This is a genomic window from Bacillus sp. CGMCC 1.16607 (assembly GCF_042683745.1).
Lineage (GTDB): Bacteria > Bacillota > Bacilli > Bacillales > Cytobacillaceae > Pseudoneobacillus.
This window is the reverse complement of record NZ_JBHUJX010000029.1, coordinates 70,576-90,077: the sequence shown is the minus strand read 5'-3', so window position 1 is coordinate 90,077 and position 19,502 is coordinate 70,576. Positions and strand designations below refer to the sequence as shown.

The following is a 19,502-nucleotide window of genomic DNA, read 5'->3' as shown; positions in this document are numbered from 1 at the left end:
AGGTGATTCATATGGATAATGAAAGCCATCGATTGAAGAACCAACAAAGGATTTTCAAAGATTAAAAAGTGTTCAGTGCTAATGAGCAAAAAGTGTCCAATTGGGGTTGACGGTTACAGGCCTCACCCGGTTGTAAACCTGCTAATGCAATACTTCCAGCAATCGCTAGAGTTAAACCTGTCTTCGATAATACTTTTAACAAAGTCATCACCCCTATTTTTTGATAGTTCAAATATATCCGAATAGTCAGTTTTTAAAATCCGCACAATTCCCTATTATCACATAGTTCTTTTATACTTTATTTACATAACAAAAAGCCCCTCCTTCTAGGAGAGACTTATCCCTATTAACTATTTTTCCGCACTTGTTCACGTCTTCTTACTTTTAAAATCATTTGATTGATCACCTCAGAAAACACCAAACCGAAAGCAATCGCTCCTGAAATCATAAATGCTTTGGCAGCCAACACGTTTGCCACATTATAATCATTTTCAACGAAATGTCTCATTGCATCGTAGGCCATTCCACCTGGCACTAAAGGAATGATTCCCGAAACGCTAAAAATGATACTAGGAGCCCGATATATTTTTGCATAGATCTGGCTCATCACACCGATTGAAAAAGCTGCCACAAAAGTAGCAAATACAACATCGACTTTGTTCATTGCTAAATAGAAATAAATCATCCATCCAATCATTCCGACTAAACCACATTTTATAAGGGACTGTCTCGGAATATTAAAAAGGATGCCAAAAGCTCCAGTTGCAATAAAGCTAGTAATAAGCTGTTCTATTGCCATATTCGTACCTCCCCCTTATAAAAATGATAATAAAACCGCAATACCAGCTCCAATTGCAAAAGCCGTCAAAAACGCTTCAGCCCCTTTTGAAAGTCCTGAAACTAAATGTCCCGCCATTAAATCTCTTACTGCATTAGTGATTAATAATCCTGGGACGAGTGGCATGACAGAGCCTATAATAATTTTATCAATTTCCGTTCCAATCCTTAACCAAACAAATAAAAATGAAAGCAAACCAATCAACGTAGCCGAAAGAAACTCAGCAAAAAACTTTATTGGTACGAAACGATGTAAATAGACGAAAAAAGTATATCCTAGGCCACCTGTTATAAATGCTGGGAAAAAGTCATTCCAGCCACCTTTAAACATGATGAGAAAACAAGCACTTGAAATAGAAGCTGCGAAAACCTGCATCCATATAGGATATGATAATTTTTTACAATCCATTTCTTTTAGTAACTTATTCGCTTCAGTAACACTCAACTCGCCACTGCTAATTCTTCGTGAAATACTATTTACTAGAGCGACTTTTGTTAAATCCGTTGTCCGTTCAATAATTCGAATAAGTTTTGTTTTGGTTGGTTCTGTCCCCTCAATCGAAAAAATAATTCCAGTTGGAGTCACAAAACTATGAGATTGTTCAACCCCAAAAGACGCAGCAATTCTCATCATCGTGTCTTCTACTCGATACGTTTCTGCTCCACTCTGAAGCATAATCTTACCCGCAAGTAGGCAGACTTCCATAATATCGTATGTCTCAACCAGTTCATTTTTCATTGATTATTCGCTCCGATTCAAATTAGCTATCATTCCTGAATCCCCTTAATTCCATTTACTCCAAATAAAACTTCGAATGGAATCAATACATATTATTATTCTAGTCTTTTTAATCTCTTATCATAACCATTTTTATAGCTTTTGTAGAATGAGAAAGATAAAAGACTTAAGAAAAGTATTATTTGTACCAAAACAATAATCGAATCCCAAAATGAGGAGCTTCCAATCGGTGCCTTAAATCCGGGGATTATTTTATCCAAGGTGTAGAAAAATTGTGGGATTAAATAAAAAACAACTAATGAAAGTGAGATGATGATACCCAAAAGGTAGAAAAGGGAAAATGAATATATGATGCTTTTTTCACCATTATATATGGTAAATTCTCCATTCTTTTTCTTCAAAAGACTTTTAGCATTTTCCATTAAGTTATAACAGCCAGTTATATTTTCAAGAACATAGTAAAGATCCGTTTTCATGTAGACGCAGCACTGATAGATTAATCTCATGACTATATCGATTACAATAAACCCCATAATACTTAAAATTATCTCGGGACCTTTAGGAAAAATCAGTTGAAGTATAAGTGCAAAAAATAATATTACATTATCAAAACACATTCCAGATAAATAAAGAAATGTTCTTTTTCTAGGAGATAATTTCCAGGCTAATGATAGATCCGTTTCTAGAACAATAAAAAACAACCTATGTCCCACCTCTAATTTAGTAGGTAAGTGATGTGCCCTGATCGCTAAAACATGCCCCAATTCATGAGCTAAAACTAAGATTCCACCAATAATAATCCAAGCAATGATGTTTTGGAAAATTGCATCATATATAAATATATCTTTGAAATTAGGAAATAAATGTGGATTTAAAATAAAAATAAATAAATTAAGTAGAAAAAGAGTAGCATATCCCTTTTTTGCCATATCATTGAAAAAAAAACGGCCTACTTTTGGAGAAATAGCTGTAAACCCTAATTTATTCTGTTTTTGTTGATTCATTACTATTACGGTACCATCTACTTCATGTATCAAATCAAGTTCAAGTAGATGTTTAGTAAATTCTATTAAATTAACATCCTCTTTTGGAAATTGTGTTTTTAGTTCCTTTTCAATTTCATCTAAATGTTTACCAACATTAATTTGCATAATAGCTTCTATACAAATTCTAGGCATTTCATAAAATTCTCCAGTTACTTTATCCTCAACTATATAATTGCTTTGATCTTTACGAACCTCTATTGGATGCAACTTTAACCTTGTATTATATGTAATATTCATTTTTACACCGCACTTGTATGATATATAGGAAATTTCCTAGTTTAATTATATTAAAAAGGATGCACTATAAATTCTATGCATCCCTCATTCATTATTTTCCGCCTCCTGGTAACCAAGCACACCACCAACAAGTAGTTTTAATTTTTTTCAATCTACGAATTTTCATATGTATTCACCTCCTTTTATAAATCTATGTGAGGCTTTAAATCTAAAGTGTATTTTTCATGTAATAAACACCAAGCAGGATATACCTTAATAAATAACTCTACTAATTTAGGATCAAATTGAGTCCCTTTTCCATCAATTATTCTTTTATAAGCTTCTTCAATCGGTAATGCAGATCTGTACGACCTTGAGGAGGTCATCGCATCAAATGCGTCTGCTATACACACAATCCTTGCCATCATTGGAGTTTCTTCTTCCTTTAAGTTATCGGGATAACCTTTCCCATCCCACCGTTCATGATGAGATCGGATTATACTGATATAATTCTTTAATGCCTCGACATCATCAATAGCCTCGGCTCCTGTCAAAGGATGAGATTTAACAATTTTATACTCTTCATCTGTTAGATTAGATGGCTTCATTAATATTTGATCTGGAATATTTATTTTACCAATATCATGAAGCAAACATGCATACCTAAAAGATTTTAAATCATCTTTCGAAAACTTACCTGTCTCTTCCGCTAGTAAAATAGCATATTTTGCTACTCTTTCACTATGTCCTCTAGTATACGGATCTTTTAATTCTAATGTAGCAATAATTCCTTTTACCATACCTTCCAATTGCTGATCATACGACGCCTTTATTACAGATACATAAGATTGAAAACGAGTTAATAGGATAAAAGCAATAATAGAAAGTACAGCAACTAAGAACATTGGAAATAGGACCTGCAATGATTGAATAGTTATTCCAACAATCAAATATTTAAAAAACAAGCCTAGCGAAACAAGCCAGTAAAAACGCTTGTTAACAAAAATCGGAGACAATAATAACCAAAATACTTCAACTATATTACCACTACTATAGCTACTAGGATTATCTACAAAAGTTAAAATGTCATTAACCATTGTTATCAGAATATAACTAATAAAGTACATATATTTAACAGTATGGACTCTATTACTTTTCATTAAATAATAGGTAATCGGTAACAATGCAAATAATAAAACATAAAATACATAACCCAGCACGCTATTTAATCCCATCTCTGTATGTGATACATATTTAGGATATATATAGAAATAAAAAATATCAAATAAAATTGAAATAATATAAAGCAAAGTTAAAAACCATTTAACCGTTCTTTGTTCTTCGCTTCTAAGTGCTGTATCTATTACTTTCACTTGCATCTACTAAACCTCTCTCATCGTTAGCTCTTTATAATGTATTATCGACAGTTTAAAACTTAATATAATAGTACCAAAGTAGGATTCAAATAATACAAATTTCGACATTTTCAGCTATATTTAATCTAAAATACTTTGATTTTTAAAAGATAACTTATATAATTTTATTTAACATCCGTTAAATCCATGGGTAAATATATTTCTACACGCGTACCTTTTCCCAACCCACTGAAAAATTTTATTTTCCCTCGATGCTCATGAATAATTCTTTGCGTCACCATAAGTCCAAGACCTGTTCCATCTTGTTTAGTTGTATTAAAAGGTTGTCCAAGTTTATTCATCGTCTCTTCCGCGATACCACAGCCTTCATCTTCAATGTAAATAGCTATTTGATTGGAGTTCATAACTTCTGAAGAGACAACTATTTTTCCCCCATCAGGCATTGATTCGATAGAATTTTTTATTAGATTAATAAAGACCTGTTTAATTTTTTTCTCATCGCAAACAATTTTCGGAATTTCCTCTAGAGCCAATTTAATGGACACTTGATTAGCAAGCGCGATTGGATTCAACACCTTTTTAACATATTGAATACTTTCTTTTATATCACTATTTTTGGGGTCAATTGGCTTAGGATTTCCGAGATACATTAGATCATTTACGATTACATTGATGCGTTCTATTTCATTCCCCATAATTTGAAAGTACCCTTTATCATTAGGATCGACTTTTTCCTGCTGCAATTGTGTAAACCCTTTCAAAGCTGCTAACGGATTGCGAATTTCATGTCCTATGGATGTAGCTACCTGACCAAGCAATGCTAACTTTTCTTTTTGACGTAAATCATCATTCACTTTTATTAAAGTATTAATATAGGATAAAAACCGCGCTAAGAAAAGATATGATATCCCACCAATTAAAACAAATATTGAAATTGGAATATACGCTGTTTTATCCCCAAGAATAATTCCATAAAATATGGACTTCGATACTAATGTCCCGGCAACAAACCAAAAATATTTTTTATTGATAAAAAGAGGTGAAAATAATATTAATGCGACTTCGACAAGATTTCCGGAAGCATACTGTTTATCACTTCCTAAATAAATTAAGAGGATATTAATAATATCCACGATACAATATCCACAAATATAAAAATATTTCACGATATGCGAATTACCACTTCTTATTAAATAAAATGCAACAGGAAGAAATCCTAAAACAATGATATGAAACCAAAATCCTAACCCCTCTTTAGGCAAGCCATATTCACTATAATCTGCAAATGTTGGAAGAATATAATAGTAGATTGCATCGTACGAAATAAAAATAACATAAAAAAACCATAAAAATAGCTTCGTTGCTTTTATTTCTTCCTTTATTAAATTTCTAGATTGATTGTCATCTAACATGTTGCATGCTCCTTATAATAAATGGTAGAAAAGTGGGTAATTGGTTCTATTTTATAACAGTTACTAAACATTCGTATACCTAAATTTCATTTTAATCTGAAATTCGTGTTGAATCATGACCAACTTTGTCGAAATATGTAGTTTTTGAACATACAATCTTCTATGCTATAATGAACCAATTAAACTGTACAGAAAGATGGGAGTTTCCATGCTTACTTTTGAAGAGAAAATTGCAATTATTGAGTCGTTTCCAGAATTACAAAGGAAAAATGTATCGCTTGGAAGAGTGAATTATCATTTTGAGGAAAGTGCTTCGGATAAGAAGAATGTTGTTTATCACCTTCATCCAAAAGGAAATGGTTTCGTATACGCGGAAAATTTACAAGGATATGAACCAGATGACAAAGGGATGGTTAATATTAGAGATTTCTCCGCTGAGGAACTTCGTTCGATCATTCAAAAATCGATTTTGTCTCTTTCTCCAAAAACCACTGTCGAAGATGCAATAGTAGGGGATCAACAAGAGGAAAAATGGGTAGATGAAGAAAACCACACCCTCATCCTCTTAAACGAAGATGATATGTGGAATGTGTATGCTGGATTGAACTTAGATAACACTTTCAATACCTACGAAGAAGCTGCAGAGTATTTACATGAAGAAGGGTTTAAAAAATTATAGGTTTAAAGCGAACACCTCGTGGATTTCCCCGAGGTGTTTATTTGTTACTTGATTCTATTCATTATCGCAAATCTGCTGGATAAACTAGACCCATTTGTTTTCTTACTTCATCCATAATCTGTATCGTAATTTTGGAGTGAAGAAAAGAATTTACTTGTGACTCAATTTTTCCTTCTTTAATTAAATTAATAAATTCTTCCACTTCATAAAACATAAAGGGCTTATCCTGTTGTCGGCTAATTAATTCATTTGTTCCGTCCCTATAACGAATTTCGACTTTTCCTGGAGTTGAAATCTTATCAATTAGTATACTTCCTTCTTCCCCTTGGATTTCTGATGGAAGATAGGAATTGCTGATTTTCGAATGCAGCACAGTAGCATCCATCCCATCATATTGCAAAAGAATGCTTCCTTCCCCATCTACCCCAGAATCCAGCATCACGCCCGTTGCTTTAATTGCATTCGGTTCTCCAAATAAAACAACGATTGGATAGATTGAATACACTCCTAAGTCCATGAGTGAACCGTTTGAGAAACTTGGATTAAAAGCATTTAAAATAGTTCCTTCCTTATAGGCGTCATAACGGGAGGAATATTGGCAATAGCATCCAAAGAAACGACGTACTTTTCCAATTTTAAATAAATGCTCCTGTATACTTTTGAAATTTGGTAGCAAAGTAGTTTTCATCGCTTCCATTAGCACAACATTATTTTCCTTTGCCTCATTTTGCATCATTTCTACCTCAGCAGTGTTTGAAGCTAGTGGCTTTTCACAAAGAACATGCTTACCTTTCTTTAGAAATGCCAGCGCTTGACTAGCATGAAGGGAATTGGGACTTGCAATATAAACGGCATCTATTTTATCGCTTTTTGCCATTTCCTCTATATCGGTAAAAATCGTTTCAACCCCATAGTTTGCTGCAAACTCCTTAGCTTTCTCTTCTGTTCTCGAATAAACCGCTGTCAAATTAAAATCAGATAAATCTTTCACCGAATCAAGTAATTGAACAGTAATGAAATTCGTGCCAATTATTCCGAAACGTACCATATCTTCATCCTCCGACATAAATAATTTCACTTTTAAAGTTACTGTTAGTTTCCCATATTTATTAAAATAAAACCAAATAAGAAAAGCGAAAGCGCCTTGATCAGCCCCGATAAAGAAGACTGGTCGATTGGCGAGAGTAACGAAGCCAGAGACCTAGTCGCACTTATGCAAACCGTTTTTTTGGTTTGCCAAGCAAATGCTTCGCCAGATGGAAAGTCGTTCTTTGACTTTTTGGCTGGCGAACATTTGACCTCGAGGTCAACAAAGGCGCGACGTCCTGTCGCATTGTCGACACTAGTACTTCCTGTACGTCGGGGCTAGGACGCTTGCGCTGGACAATTTTCGAGTCCAAAAATGTTATACTTTCTTATTTTTTAAAAAGGGACAAGGTCTAAATAAAGACTTTGTCCTCCCTATTAAACAAACGTTTGATTGAACTAGCTTGAAAGCAACTATCACAAGGCTTCCGCTGTATCTAATCAAACGTTTGTTTAAGTTTCGATATCTCCTTTGAGATTTAATCAAACGTTTGATTAGATACTATTTTCCCTACAAAACCTTGCTTAAAAAAGCTTTTGTTCGGTCATTCATGGGGTTTTCGAAAAGCTGCTTCGGTTCATTTTCCTCAACAATGATACCACTGTCCATAAAAATAACTCGGTCCCCTACTTCTCGGGCAAAGCCCATTTCATGGGTCACAACAACCATCGTCATACCTTCTTTTGCCAATTGTTTCATAACTTCTAGAACCTCACCAACCATTTCAGGGTCTAAAGCGGAGGTAGGCTCATCAAATAGCATGATTTTCGGTTCCATCGCTAACGCTCTTGCAATAGCAACGCGTTGCTTTTGTCCCCCTGATAGCGAGTTTGGAAAAGCGTTCGCTTTATCCTCTAGTCCTACCTTCCTTAAAAGCTTTAAGCCTTTCATTCGAGCGTTTTCTTCCGACACTTTCCTGACTTTTAAAGGGGCAAGCATGATATTTTCCAACACTGTTTTATGCGGAAATAAATGAAAATGCTGAAATACCATACCCACCTCAGTTCTAACTTTATTCATGTCTGTTTTTTTATCAGATAAGTCCGTTCCCTCAATAAAAACATGTCCAGCTGTAATCGTTTCTAGTAGGTTAATGCATCTCAATAAGGTGGACTTTCCTGATCCCGATGGTCCGATAACAACTACTACCTCTTGAGCTCGAATCGATAGATTAATATTCTTTAATACCTCATTACTACCAAATGTTTTCTTCAAATTCTCTACTTTAATCATTCAGTTTCCAACCTTCTTTCAAGACGACTTAAAAGGAAGCTTAATGAAAGGGTTAAGATTAAATAAATGACTGCTGCAGTTAAGTAGGGCTCCCAAACGCGGAAGTATTGTCCTTGAATGTTTCGAACCCAATACATTAATTCAGGGGCAACGACAATCGAAGCTAATGACGAGTCTTTAATTAACACAATAAATTCATTCCCAAGGGGTGGAATCATTCGTTTAGATGCTTGGGGTAAAATAACATATCGCATCGCTTGGACATGAGACATCCCTAATGAACGGGCCGCTTCCATTTGACCTTTATCAATCGATTGGATCCCAGCTCGGAAAATTTCAGCAATATAAGCAGCAGCATTTAAAGATAGAGCAATGATACCAGCTACAATAGCATTTGTCCCATCGATAAAAAAGGGGACAACAGCAAAATGAATTAAATACACCTGCACTAGTAACGGTGTCCCCCTAAAAAAGGTAATATACCAATGGAATGGTAAAGTAAGTAGTTTGTTTCTCATCATCTTTCCTAAACCGATAAATAACCCTAACACCGTCCCCAATAAAATTCCCGCTAATGACAGACCGATGGTAAGTAAAGTTCCCTTTAATAAAAACGGTGCATATTCGATTAAGATGTCGTAGCGAAAGCTCATATATGCCCCCCTTGGATAGTAAAAAATCGCGTAACTATTGCTAAAGTTACGCAATTTTTTATTTTATTGTTTATCTTGCTCAGCTTGAATGATCTTTAAGTCTGGTTCCTGACCAAACCATTCTTTATAGATTTTTGTATATGTTCCATTTTCAAAGATTTTTTTTATTGCATTATCAAAGTCAGCCTTTAATTCACTACCCTTTTGAAACATCAAGCCGTAATATTCAGCTGAAAATTGATCACTATCCTCAAGTACAACTAGCTTTTGTTCAGGATTATTTTTCGCATAAGCTTCCACTACACCATTATCGGCCACAACCGCATCTGCACCACCGCTTGTTAGCTCTAAAATAGCTAGATTATTATTTTCAAATTTTTTAATGTCTTTATGATTTTTCCCTAAAAGAGCCTCTGTCACTTCTTGCCCTGTCGTCCCATTTTGTACCGCTACTTTTTTACCAATAAGATCTTTGGCGCTTTTAATATCACTACCTTCAGGGACTAAAATCTTATTCGTGGAAAGAAAATATGGAAGTGAAAAATCATAGGTTTGTTTGCGGTCATCGTTAATTGTTATCGACGAAATCCCTATATCTGCTAGTTTTCCATCAATTTCAACGAAAATCGGGTCCCAACCAACATGGGCGATCTCTATCGGATATCCCGCTTCTTCAGCGACCGCTTTAATGAAATCGATATCAAACCCGACAATTTGATCTTTATCCATGTATTCAAAAGGTGCATAGGCCGCATCCGTTACCACCCTGAGAGTCCTCTTTTCTTCACCTGATCCAGATCCACTTTTCCCCTCGTCCTTATCCACCTTACTCGTTCCACACGCTGAAAGAATGAGCATGAAGGCAGCCAGCATTATAAACATCAAAACCGACAACTTTTTCATCATTTTCCCCCTCATTATTTTTATAAATGATGCTTGTATACCTATTTATATTAATTTGCCGTATGTTCTATAACCCATTTTAAAAATAAAGAAAAGCAGTTTAAGACCAAGGTCCTAGACTGCTTTTCTAGAATTAGTTTGCTATTTTTCCTTTTGAAATTTTTAAGTTTCCAAAGGAAAGCTGCTCGAGTTCTTTCCAAACATTCAGCTTTTCATTTTCACTTTGAGGGACAATTTGATCCTTTATGATTTTATAAGGAATGATTGACATCATAATTTGGTTGTTTATTATGTCTAAGTGTAATATTCCCGTTTGTGCCTTATCCCCTCTTACATAATCCGGGAATAAAAAGTTTCCGATCGAATATGCAATTGGTTTGCCTTTATAATATTCAAACCCTTGCAGGACATGAGGATGACTTCCGACGATCCCATCCGCCCCTGCATCTATCATGCTTTTTGCCCATTGTCGTTGATAGTTTTCAGGCTTTCGATTCGTTTCTACTCCCCAATGGATATACACAAAGACATAATCAGCATGTTGTTTTTCCTTTTTAATTGAGCTATTTATTAATGAAAGATCGTATCCATTAGCAAGTCCAGGTTTAGTAGCTGTTGCCACCCAACTGTAATCTGGAAGAACCCTTGAAAAAGCCAATATTTTTATTTTTTTGCCTTTAAGTTCATACGTTTTGGCTGAATATGCTTCTGTGGCATTTAAACCCCCGCCTACATAGTCCAACTTATACTTTTTTAAAGAAGCAATTGTATCTCTAAATCCTTGCGTTTGGTAATCCATCGAATGATTGTTCGCTAAGGAAACCAGCTGAAATCCTGCATTTTTTATTCCCGTTAAAGCTACAGGGTCTGATTTGAAATTATATTGCTTTGGATATTTGTTCTCAATATTTGTGATAGCTGTTTCAAGATTGACGATCCCCAAATCGGAGGAAGCCAATTCTTTTTTTACATGGATAAGTGGATAGTCCGCTCCTTTATGTTTAATCGTGTTTTTTACTGACCAATCCATCATCGCATCCCCTGCAAAGGATAAACGCAATGGCTGATTTATTACTTCCACCGCACTTTTATAAATATAACCCTTCCGCTCTCCAATAAAGACTCCATACCAATTCCCCATTTTTTGCGTATACTCGATTGACTCACCTTTCAAAAGGATAGCAAAAGGAATAAGCTTTTTCGTAGAATTATCATTCACATCGGCATTGACTTTTAATTTCAAAGTCCCAAGAGCAGGCTCTGCTTTAAAAGCTACGGAACGATCTAAAGTTACCATTGTTGTTGCTTTTTTATAAACATATCCCTTTCTCTTACCGTAAGCAATTTCATGCCAATTACCATAATCCCTAATTCTTGAAAAAGCTTCATTGGCTTTTAACTCTCCAATTTTCACCAACTTCCCCATTGAATTGTCGTAGATTGGTAGTTTGTCATTCGTTATAAAATATTTCTCGTCTACTGGTTTATTTAAAGAGCTTATCGTAACTTTCTGTTCTTGATGGTAACGATGAACGATGGAGGCAATGTTTGCAATCACTTGCTGGGATTTATCATATGGCAGCTGTTTTGTCGTAATTGCCAAAGTATAAGGGATCGGATGGTACACAATAGCAATATCATTATAAATTTGTTCATTCGGTATCATTCCGACCTTATGAGCAACTTCTACATTATTAATGCCTTTTGGAATCGTCGTGTTGTATACCGTATTTTTTAGATATTGAATAAGATTCTTGCCTAGGGAACTCTTTTGTGAAAAATCATATACTGCTTTTGCGTATAAATGTAAATCAAAGGCAGATGTATGATTTTTTCCTTTTGGATATGTATAACTCGCACCTAAACTTTTCATAAATTGAATAAAAGCATTTTGACCGACTTTTTCCTTTAGCATGATAAAGGCAATATTATCACTATAGACCATTGATTTTTGGACAAGGTTTTCAATCGTATATTGCGTACCTACTTTTTCTTTTTGAATAACACCGCTGCCACCGTAATAATGATACGACTTGTAAGTTAACTTTTCTTTTAAATCTATTTTTCCACTTTCAGCTAGCCTCATAATATATAAAGCTAACGGAAGCTTGATTGTACTGGCAGCTTTTACTTCCGTTTTACTATTTAAGGAGTATTCGGCATCGGAAAGTAAATTCTTATAATGAACCGTGATTTTTCCTTCCCATGGTTTTATGTAATCTTGAAGTTCTTTTTCTAACCCTGTGGTCGATTGAGCTTCCGCTTTATGTAATGAAATGAATGGTAAGGCGATAAGGATAAATAAAACAAAAAGAATTTTCCATTTTTTAAGCAAATCTTTCCCCCTCCTATACAATCAATAGTTTAATAGGATGAAAAAGAAAAAGGTGTCGAAATAACACTTCGACACCTACATTTTCCATTTCCTTTACTTTTGGAGGTTGATTGGAGGCCTTGCAGCTGCAACTATCATCCATTCATATTGACGTAGTCTAATCTCGAACACCTTTAAAGGATCTTCAAATAGCTCTGGACTTTCGTTCATATTTCTTAAAGCATCTTCGTTTATTCTTTTTATATTAAGTGTTTCTCGTTCGGTTTCCTGTAAGATTCGGAATGGCTGTTTATAGAATAACTTCAAGTCACGAGTTAAGCCCTTTTCAAATAATTCGAATGGCTGAAGGAATTTTTTAATTATGGTATTCGTTGCTTCCTGAAAATTTTCAGTTTCAATATAAGCTTTGTATTTGTTATGAAAAAGTGTCTTATTTTGACCGATGGACCCGAATAGCTTTCCGGCACTTTTTAATAAAAATTGTGTTGGTGTAAATTTCGGAAAAATATTCACCTTGTCGATCATCACACCACTGGTCATTCTGTCGGTATCACGAAGCCAATCGTTAATAATTTTAAAATCGCACTCTAACTGGACTTTGTTCTCACCAAAAAGGATATTAAAACTATCACTTCGATCATCAAGTATGGTTTGACTCTTCTCTAATTCCTCTTTTGAATAAGCAATCCACTCTTGAAGGAGGCTATTAAATGTTTCAAGAACATGATCTTCTAAATAGTCTTGAATTCGGTCATTCATTTCTTCATTTAACTCGTGATGAATATTCCCAAAATCACTTTCCTCTGATAGTAGATTCGAACAGCCACGTAAAATTTTGGGAATATTGTCTCTCAGTTCATTTTCAATCGTTTCCATACGTTCATTGAAAGAATTCTTAATAAACCCGATTTTCTCATCCTCTAAATCCTTTAACTGATGGATAGCCCCATTTAATTTCGAAAGCATTTCATCTGTCCATTGGATGGTAGTTTGTAAATTCTTCTCAACTTCAATTCTTTTTTCTAACAGTTCGGTTATCGCTTTGCGCAAGAAGTAAAGTATTTTTTCTACCCGTTCATTTTCCCCTGGTAAATGACTGACAATCTCTTTTATTTGCGTTAAGATGCTATCCTGCAAATTTGAATTCCCTTCAGCTGAAAAAGGAAGTACTTTTGCCTGTGGAAAAAAGGCTTTGACTCGAGATTTCGTATTCTCAAATTGTTGTTTTGAATTTTGTAAAGTGTCCATTTTTGATATAAAATGAATGCGTAAGTTAGGCATCTGTTCACGAATCTTTAATAAAACGTCCATTTCCTTATCGATTAATGATTCGTTTCCATTTAATAAAAAGAACATACTGTCGGCCATATGGAGTTCATATAACATTTCATTTTGGCTATACCTGTTCCCAACAAAGCTCTGACAATCGATAACAGCCAATTTATGATTAAATAAAAACGGACTTGGGCATCTGAAGTCTATAATGGTTTTATCTTCATTCCATTGTCGAGGAACCGTGCTTCTCATTTGAAATTCGCTGATGTCCTCCATTACTTTCATTTCACTATCAGTTATTTCTGTTATTTCCATGTCTCTTTGATATTGATACAGCACCATTGCTGATGTTTCTGATTTTGCCACACTTTCACCAAGAATCATGTTAATAAACGATGATTTTTCATTTCCGTTCATTTCAGCTACTAGAAGATGATGTTTCCGTAGATCTGTTAATTCATCAATGAGCCATTCCTTACGGGCGCCGAATTCGATGTCTAAATTCTCAGTCCAGGATAAAATGGTAGCAAAAAAATGGTTCAGTTCTTTGATGCTTATCTGGTGGTTTTCCGAATGTAGAAAACGATGTTCGGCTTCATTAATTATTCCTGCAGTAAAACACCCTGGGAACGTTTCATTCCAAGCCAAAATGGCCGATGATGCAATGGACGTTTCGGTAACTTTTAACCAGTTCGTTAAAAGTTGGGGAACGACCTTCTGCAGTTGATTAACAAGGTATCTCCCATTCATTAAGTCTACAAAGGTTTCTTTGAAAAGAAGGAAGAGCTTTGTTGATGAATGACGATGCGGTACCTCCAGTTCAATGAAGATTTCATTCATTGTTTGGATCCAAGCAAAGTAGGATTCGCCATTTTTATAATTTTCGGCAATCACCATAATCAATCCTTCAAATCTCCCGGGATCCACACTATATAATACCTTCATTACCTTTGTAAAAAAGGCTGGAGCAATTGTTTTACTATATCCGTTTTCAATATAATTTTTTAGAAAGTCAAACCAATGAAGGTACTCCGTTCGAATCGCTTCACCTGCTACAAGATTCACTGCGCTATCCCAATCCTGTTGCTCTTCATAGAAATTGCGAGCCATTTCGGTCACATTTGGATAATCTGGATTTAGTAAAACGACTTTCTTAATAACTGTAAATGCTTGTTCTATTTTCCCTTGTTCGATGTATAAAGCAAATAATTGCAAACCAATTTCTGTGTTTAAAATGACCGTATCCGTCGTGATTGATTTGTACATTTCTTCTGCATTTTGATAAAGTTCCAGTTTGAAAAAGGCGTCGGCCATGTTTTTCCTAGCCCATGGCTCCAATTCATTATGGATATTTTCCCATTTAAAAATTGCCGCTTCAAAATCCTTATTATGAAAATACACTTCACCTTGGGCAAAGCGGATATAGGCTAAGTCAGGTATTTCATTTTGTTGTTCCATCATGTAGGCGTCTCCAAGCACCCTTATTGGATGGGCAATTTGATTATCTAATAAAAACCTTTCGTAATATGCCTTTTGAATCAGTTGATTTTCACTCATCATACTTCCCCCCAATAATTAGACTCCAAACCTATATGTATGAAAGGGATGGTTAGTTATTCCTTTTACAGACATACCTTTAAATAATATTCGTATGGATACTGGTTTTTGTGTAGGTTTTTATAAAAAGAATCTAAGATTGGCAGCAGGAAAAAGAAGGATGTTTAGCGAATATACATCGAAAAATGGAGGTGGATGGGATGAAAAAAAGACATGAAATTTTATTTAATCAATTAGAAAGCTATCGAGGGTATTTATTAGGGGTATTAGAAAGTGTTTCGGAAGAAGAAGCCGAGATTATACCAAAAGGTTTCAGTAATGACATCCGTTGGAATCTGGGCCATATTTACTTAGACCAGTATTTGTGGATTCAAGCTGTTACAAAGGAAAAAACAGAAGTACCTGAGCGATTTAATTCATGGTTCGGCTATGGAACCTCACCAGCAAATTTCACCTCAGAGACTCCTTCATTTGAACAATTAAAGGACCTCCTAAGGAAGCAGCCTTCCCAAATAAAAGAAGTATACGGTGATAAATTGGAGGTTGAGTATCCTCCAACTGAAATGGGGATGTGCACGATCGAGCAAGTACTCATTCGCACGATTTTTCATGAAGGAATGCATCTGCAGGCTGTGCTTGATTTGAAGAAGTGTATTAATACGACAAAAGTTGAATCTACGCTTTAGTATGTACTAACAAAAAAAGACCATGGGGGTCTTTTTTCTTTTCGGCAACATTAGGTTTATAGCTCAAACAGCTCCCTTTATGCAAAAAAACTTCAACAATAGTCTTGAATTTAATCCTTATTGTTTTTATTCAATTCATCGATTAATTGCTTTGTTCGTTTTGCATTTCCTTCTGCAAAGTTTTCAAAGCGCTCTTTCAATGTGTTGTCATCGTGAATACGTTCGGCCGTAATTAGGTATGTACGCATTAAATCTTCTTCGATTTCAATTGAATTCTCGATTATTTCATTAAGCGTTTCTTTTTCCTCTTTATTTTTATCAAAGAAAGACATATAAAAAACCCCCTTTTTTATATCTTTCCTTATTAAGTTTTTAATATGCGAAAAGGCTACCCTAAACAGAGTAACCTCGGTATTACTAATGATTAAATTTCTCTTCAGCTAATTGGATTTGAGCCTTCACTTGGGCGGTTGACGTCCCCCCAAAGCTATTTCTTGCAGAAACCACCTGTTCTGGGGAAAGGATAATGTAAATATCCTCCTCAAATAATGGGCTAAATTGTTTGTATTCCGCAATGCCCAAATCTAATAAGAATTTATTATTTTGGATGGAATATAAAACAATTTTTCCAATGACTTCGTGTGCATCACGGAACGGAAGTCCTTTCGTAACTAGATAATCCGCAATATCCGTTGCATTTGAAAAATCTTGGTTAAGTGCTTTACGCATCACGTCTTTATTGACAGTCATCGTTTCAATCATTGGAGCTAAAAGCTTTAAGGATCCTTCTAATGTTTCGACCGTATCAAACATACCCTCTTTATCCTCTTGCATATCTTTGTTATAAGCCAGCGGAAGCCCTTTTAAGACAGTAAGTAAACCAATTAAATTTCCATAGGTTCTACCGGTTTTCGCGCGAAGAAGCTCTGGTACATCAGGATTCTTCTTTTGCGGCATAATACTTGAGCCTGTACAGAATGAATCATCAAGCTCAATGAATTGAAACTCTTGGCTCGACCAAATCACCATTTCTTCCGACAATCTTGAAATATGAGTCATAATTATTGCGCCGATTGAAAGAAATTCTAATATAAAATCTCTATCACTGACGGCATCCATACTATTCGGATAGATGGTCTCAAAGCCTAATTGTTCTGCAACAAAGTGACGATTAATCGGAAATGTCGTTCCAGCTAACGCACCCGCTCCTAATGGTAGCCAATTGACACGCTTGAGGCTATCCTGTAGTCTCTCCTTGTCGCGTTCGAACATCCAAAAATAGGCCATTAGATGATGCGCAAACGAAACTGGTTGTGCCCTTTGAAGATGCGTATATCCTGGGATTAACGTTTCGATATTTTCCGTCGCTTGCTTAAGAATCGATTGCTGTACATCTTTAACAAGTTGGATCATTTCCATAGTTTTATTTCTTAAATACAGATGCATGTCAGTCGCAACTTGGTCATTACGGCTTCTTCCTGTATGTAGCTTCCCACCAACAGGACCAATTTTTTCAATCAGAAGCTTTTCAATATTCATATGAATATCTTCATGTTCAATGAGAAACTCTACTTCATTATTAAGAACCATTTCCTTAATGGAGAACAGACCCTGTTTAATTTTTTCTACGTCTTCAAGGGGAATGATGTTGCATTCTCCTAGCATTTGGACGTGAGCAAGACTCCCATCTATATCTTCAATAGCCAGTTTTTGATCAAAGGAAATCGAAGCCGTGAACTCTTCAACGAGCTTGTTCGTATCCTTCGTGAAACGGCCACCCCATAGTTTAGACATGGTGAATACCTCCTATTTCAGTGCAAGCTTTAATAACAATTCAAGAGCCGCTGTATAATGTACAGCAGGCTCTCATCAAATCTATCCGTCATTAACGGGCAGTAATACCCCAGCTCAAGGATATTAGTGTAAAACGAGAAAGTCTTGGTGGGGGATAACTGCCCGTAAAAGCCCGATTGGTTCAACTAACAATCAGTGGGGATAAGGCTAACTAAGAACGCCACGTCCTTTGGCAACGTCGACACTAGCACATCCTGTGCGTCGAACCCCCAACTGATTGAAGTTTCACTCTATTTCACTTCGACTTCTTCTTTTTGATTCACTTCCGCATAAACCTTTGTTGCTAAGCCCCAAATTTTGATGAAACCAACTGCTGCATTGTGATCGAATGCATCACCTTTGGAATACGTCGCTAATTCCTCATTGTACAAGCTATGGGCTGATTTACGGCCAACAACCATATGATTTCCTTTATGAAGTTTGACTCGGATTGTACCAGAAACCACTTTTTGCGTCTCATCGACAAATGCATCCAGTGCAGCTTTTAGCGGTGAGTACCATAACCCGTCATAAATCATTTTAGCCATTTGTTGATCTACCTGAGTTTTAAACTGAGTTACTTCACGAGGTAATGTTAAAAATTCCAATTCTTTATGGGCATTAATTAAAATTAAAGCTGCTGGATTTTCATACACTTCACGTGACTTAATCCCTACTAGACGGTTTTCAATATGATCGATACGACCAACACCATGTTTACCACCAAGTGCATTTAACGCTTCAATCAATTGAACGAGTCCAACCTTTTCACCATTTAAACCAACTGGCACACCTTTTTCAAATTCAATTTCCACATATTCCGCTTCTTCTGGAGCTAAGTGGATTGGATTCGTCCAGTCAAATGCCGCTTCTGGTGCCTCTGCCCAAGGATCTTCTAGCACACCTGCTTCACAAGCACGCCCCCAAATATTCGCATCAATCGAGAATGGATTGTCTAAATCTACAGGGATTGGAATACCCTTTTCTTGTGCATATAAAATCTCCTCATCACGAGTCATTCCCCATTCACGAACAGGTGCAACGACCTTTAATTTCGGATTCAACGCTTGAATCGAAACCTCAAAGCGAACTTGGTCATTTCCTTTTCCGGTACAGCCATGAGCAACTGCCGCTGCCCCTTCTTTTTCCGCGATATCAACAAGTATTTTCGAAATAAGCGGACGTGATAACGCAGAGGAAATTGGATATTTCCCTTCATACAGACAATTCGCTTTTAAAGCTGGTAAGATATACTCCTTTGCTAGCATTTCTTTCGCATCGATCATATAAGACTTAATCGCGCCAACATTTAATGCTTTATCTTTTATCGCTTCTAAATCTTTACCCTCACCGACATCAAGACTAACTGCAATCACATCATACCCATATTTTTCTTGAATCCATTTCACCGAAACGGAAGTATCTAATCCACCAGAATAAGCTAAAACAATCTTTTCCTTCGCCATCTACTAATCTCTCCTTTAACACTTTAACGCACTGGGGGTCAGTCCCCCGATGCTTTAAAGCTTTAACTCACTGGGGGACTGTCCCCCGGTGCTTTAATGTATTACAGTTACTTGAATTAATATATAATAAAATGTATTTTTATACAATACTATTAAAAAAAATAATCCG

At 35.7% G+C, this 19,502-nt stretch carries 17 protein-coding genes; 2 read left to right on the top strand and 15 right to left on the bottom strand.

The features are described from left to right. Nucleotides 1–61: 61 nt before the first annotated feature. From ACFSO7_RS22340 to ACFSO7_RS22315, 6 genes are all read right to left on the bottom strand, one after another. On the bottom strand, nucleotides 62–208 hold the full coding sequence (locus ACFSO7_RS22340; RefSeq protein WP_377879653.1) for a hypothetical protein: 147 nt from the start codon (nucleotides 206–208) through the stop codon (nucleotides 62–64). Nucleotides 209–346: 138 nt separating this feature from the next. After that, nucleotides 347–799, bottom strand: coding sequence for a threonine/serine exporter family protein (locus tag ACFSO7_RS22335; protein ID WP_377879652.1), 453 nt, complete (start codon nucleotides 797–799; stop codon nucleotides 347–349). 15 nt (nucleotides 800–814) lie between these two features. Beyond that, nucleotides 815–1,576 (bottom strand): threonine/serine exporter family protein, encoded by a 762-nt coding sequence (locus tag ACFSO7_RS22330; protein ID WP_377879651.1) that lies wholly within the window; start codon nucleotides 1,574–1,576, stop codon nucleotides 815–817. 95 nt (nucleotides 1,577–1,671) lie between these two features. Further along, nucleotides 1,672–2,859 (bottom strand): hypothetical protein, encoded by a 1,188-nt coding sequence (locus tag ACFSO7_RS22325; RefSeq protein WP_377879650.1) that lies wholly within the window; start codon nucleotides 2,857–2,859, stop codon nucleotides 1,672–1,674. A gap of 182 nt (nucleotides 2,860–3,041) precedes the next feature. Continuing rightward, nucleotides 3,042–4,217, bottom strand: coding sequence for an HD-GYP domain-containing protein (locus tag ACFSO7_RS22320; RefSeq protein WP_377879649.1), 1,176 nt, complete (start codon nucleotides 4,215–4,217; stop codon nucleotides 3,042–3,044). A gap of 161 nt (nucleotides 4,218–4,378) precedes the next feature. After that, nucleotides 4,379–5,626, bottom strand: coding sequence for an ATP-binding protein (locus ACFSO7_RS22315; protein ID WP_377879648.1), 1,248 nt, complete (start codon nucleotides 5,624–5,626; stop codon nucleotides 4,379–4,381). Between the two features lie 208 nt (nucleotides 5,627–5,834). Between ACFSO7_RS22315 and ACFSO7_RS22310 the strand changes: the two genes are divergently transcribed. Beyond that, a complete protein-coding gene (locus ACFSO7_RS22310; RefSeq protein ID WP_377879647.1) occupies nucleotides 5,835–6,305 on the top strand; it encodes a hypothetical protein in 471 nt (156 codons plus the stop codon). A gap of 61 nt (nucleotides 6,306–6,366) precedes the next feature. On the opposite strand, the gene ACFSO7_RS22305 is transcribed toward ACFSO7_RS22310, so the two are convergent. The 6 genes from ACFSO7_RS22305 to ACFSO7_RS22280 all read right to left on the bottom strand — a co-directional run bounded on the left by ACFSO7_RS22305 (nucleotide 6,367) and on the right by ACFSO7_RS22280 (nucleotide 15,348). Next, complete coding sequence (locus ACFSO7_RS22305; protein WP_377879646.1) at nucleotides 6,367–7,353, bottom strand: Gfo/Idh/MocA family protein; 987 nt, start codon at nucleotides 7,351–7,353, stop codon at nucleotides 6,367–6,369. Between the two features lie 549 nt (nucleotides 7,354–7,902). Further along, nucleotides 7,903–8,625, bottom strand: coding sequence for an amino acid ABC transporter ATP-binding protein (locus ACFSO7_RS22300; RefSeq protein ID WP_377879645.1), 723 nt, complete (start codon nucleotides 8,623–8,625; stop codon nucleotides 7,903–7,905). Continuing rightward, nucleotides 8,622–9,278, bottom strand: coding sequence for an amino acid ABC transporter permease (locus ACFSO7_RS22295; RefSeq protein WP_377879644.1), 657 nt, complete (start codon nucleotides 9,276–9,278; stop codon nucleotides 8,622–8,624). The genes ACFSO7_RS22300 and ACFSO7_RS22295 overlap by 4 nt, the downstream gene beginning before the upstream one ends. Nucleotides 9,279–9,341: 63 nt before the next feature. Then, nucleotides 9,342–10,181 (bottom strand): basic amino acid ABC transporter substrate-binding protein, encoded by an 840-nt coding sequence (locus ACFSO7_RS22290; protein ID WP_377879643.1) that lies wholly within the window; start codon nucleotides 10,179–10,181, stop codon nucleotides 9,342–9,344. Between the two features lie 133 nt (nucleotides 10,182–10,314). Then, the gene (locus tag ACFSO7_RS22285; RefSeq protein ID WP_377879642.1) at nucleotides 10,315–12,516 is read right to left on the bottom strand and encodes a CapA family protein; all 2,202 of its coding nucleotides are present in this window, start codon (nucleotides 12,514–12,516) and stop codon (nucleotides 10,315–10,317) included. A 93-nt stretch (nucleotides 12,517–12,609) separates the two neighbouring features. Next, nucleotides 12,610–15,348 carry a GTP-binding protein gene (locus ACFSO7_RS22280; RefSeq protein WP_377879641.1) on the bottom strand — a complete coding sequence of 913 codons (2,739 nt, stop codon included), beginning with the start codon at nucleotides 15,346–15,348 and terminating at the stop codon, nucleotides 12,610–12,612. 200 nt (nucleotides 15,349–15,548) lie between these two features. On the opposite strand from ACFSO7_RS22280, the gene ACFSO7_RS22275 reads away from it, so the two are divergent. Then, nucleotides 15,549–16,034: a DinB family protein gene (locus ACFSO7_RS22275; protein ID WP_377879640.1), complete on the top strand. Its 486-nt coding sequence runs from the start codon at nucleotides 15,549–15,551 to the stop codon at nucleotides 16,032–16,034. A gap of 110 nt (nucleotides 16,035–16,144) precedes the next feature. On the opposite strand, the gene ACFSO7_RS22270 is transcribed toward ACFSO7_RS22275, so the two are convergent. The 3 genes from ACFSO7_RS22270 to ACFSO7_RS22260 all read right to left on the bottom strand — a co-directional run bounded on the left by ACFSO7_RS22270 (nucleotide 16,145) and on the right by ACFSO7_RS22260 (nucleotide 19,333). Next, nucleotides 16,145–16,366 carry a hypothetical protein gene (locus ACFSO7_RS22270; protein ID WP_377879639.1) on the bottom strand — a complete coding sequence of 74 codons (222 nt, stop codon included), beginning with the start codon at nucleotides 16,364–16,366 and terminating at the stop codon, nucleotides 16,145–16,147. Between the two features lie 85 nt (nucleotides 16,367–16,451). Then, a complete protein-coding gene (gene argH / locus ACFSO7_RS22265; protein ID WP_377879638.1) occupies nucleotides 16,452–17,828 on the bottom strand; it encodes an argininosuccinate lyase in 1,377 nt (458 codons plus the stop codon). A 290-nt stretch (nucleotides 17,829–18,118) separates the two neighbouring features. Next, nucleotides 18,119–19,333 (bottom strand): argininosuccinate synthase, encoded by a 1,215-nt coding sequence (locus tag ACFSO7_RS22260; RefSeq protein WP_377879637.1) that lies wholly within the window; start codon nucleotides 19,331–19,333, stop codon nucleotides 18,119–18,121. Nucleotides 19,334–19,502: the final 169 nt, after the last annotated feature.

Coding starts and splice junctions, on each gene's coding strand:
- ACFSO7_RS22290 (WP_377879643.1), bottom strand. CDS start 10,181: ATGAAAAAGTTGTCGGTTTTGATGTTTATAATGCTGGCTGCCTTCATG.
- ACFSO7_RS22320 (WP_377879649.1), bottom strand. CDS start 4,217: ATGCAAGTGAAAGTAATAGATACAGCACTTAGAAGCGAAGAACAAAGA.
- argH (WP_377879638.1), bottom strand. CDS start 17,828: ATGTCTAAACTATGGGGTGGCCGTTTCACGAAGGATACGAACAAGCTC.
- ACFSO7_RS22340 (WP_377879653.1), bottom strand. CDS start 208: ATGACTTTGTTAAAAGTATTATCGAAGACAGGTTTAACTCTAGCGATT.
- ACFSO7_RS22305 (WP_377879646.1), bottom strand. CDS start 7,353: ATGGTACGTTTCGGAATAATTGGCACGAATTTCATTACTGTTCAATTA.
- ACFSO7_RS22295 (WP_377879644.1), bottom strand. CDS start 9,278: ATGAGCTTTCGCTACGACATCTTAATCGAATATGCACCGTTTTTATTA.
- ACFSO7_RS22310 (WP_377879647.1), top strand. CDS start 5,835: ATGCTTACTTTTGAAGAGAAAATTGCAATTATTGAGTCGTTTCCAGAA.
- ACFSO7_RS22315 (WP_377879648.1), bottom strand. CDS start 5,626: ATGTTAGATGACAATCAATCTAGAAATTTAATAAAGGAAGAAATAAAA.
- ACFSO7_RS22280 (WP_377879641.1), bottom strand. CDS start 15,348: ATGAGTGAAAATCAACTGATTCAAAAGGCATATTACGAAAGGTTTTTA.
- ACFSO7_RS22330 (WP_377879651.1), bottom strand. CDS start 1,576: ATGAAAAATGAACTGGTTGAGACATACGATATTATGGAAGTCTGCCTA.
- ACFSO7_RS22300 (WP_377879645.1), bottom strand. CDS start 8,625: ATGATTAAAGTAGAGAATTTGAAGAAAACATTTGGTAGTAATGAGGTA.
- ACFSO7_RS22270 (WP_377879639.1), bottom strand. CDS start 16,366: ATGTCTTTCTTTGATAAAAATAAAGAGGAAAAAGAAACGCTTAATGAA.
- ACFSO7_RS22260 (WP_377879637.1), bottom strand. CDS start 19,333: ATGGCGAAGGAAAAGATTGTTTTAGCTTATTCTGGTGGATTAGATACT.
- ACFSO7_RS22325 (WP_377879650.1), bottom strand. CDS start 2,859: ATGAATATTACATATAATACAAGGTTAAAGTTGCATCCAATAGAGGTT.
- ACFSO7_RS22335 (WP_377879652.1), bottom strand. CDS start 799: ATGGCAATAGAACAGCTTATTACTAGCTTTATTGCAACTGGAGCTTTT.
- ACFSO7_RS22275 (WP_377879640.1), top strand. CDS start 15,549: ATGAAAAAAAGACATGAAATTTTATTTAATCAATTAGAAAGCTATCGA.